Annotated in this window: 1 protein-coding gene; it reads right to left on the reverse strand. The window is 49.1% G+C overall.

From position 1 onward, the window contains the following. Positions 1–656, reverse strand: a 656-nt coding sequence (locus FAZ15_RS22650; protein ID WP_202912478.1) for a hypothetical protein, incomplete at both ends; no start/stop codon positions are given.

The raw sequence follows: 656 nt of genomic DNA on the forward strand, positions 1-656 counted from the left end.
TTGTTGTCGATCAACGTCGTATTGGTCTCGTTCGCCGCTACGATGTTCTCGATGTATTCCTCTATTGTATTATAGGTAGTACCGTTAACCGTAACAGGACCGCCATTCACCACTTCCTCAAACTGGTTGATAACAGAAGCTGGTACATCGACTACCGTTACCGTGCCGTCCTCGCTCGTGTAGGTGTAAGTACCGTCGTTGTTGTCGATCAACGTCGTATTGGTCTCGTTCGCCGCTACGATGTTCTCGATGTATTCTTCGATGCTGGTGTACGTGTTGCCGTTAACCGTAACAGGACCGCCGTTAACCACTTCCTCAAACTGGTTGATAACAGAAGCAGGTACATCGACCACCGTTACCGTACCGTCCTCGCTTGTGTAGGTGTACGTTCCGTCGTTGTTGTCGATCAACGTCGTATTGGTCTCGTTTGCCGCTACGATGTTCTCGATGTATTCCTCTATTGTATTATAGGTAGTACCGTTAACCGTAACAGGACCGCCGTTAACCACTTCCTCAAACTGGTTGATAACAGAAGCAGGTACATCGACTACCGTTACCGTGCCGTCCTCGCTCGTGTAGGTGTACGTACCGTCGTTGTTGTCGATCAACGTCGTATTGGTCTCGTTCGCCGCTACGATGTTCTCGATGTATTCTTC

Origin of the sequence: Sphingobacterium olei (assembly GCF_005048855.1) — a bacterium.
In the GTDB taxonomy this organism is placed as follows: Bacteria; Bacteroidota; Bacteroidia; order Sphingobacteriales; family Sphingobacteriaceae; genus Sphingobacterium; species Sphingobacterium olei.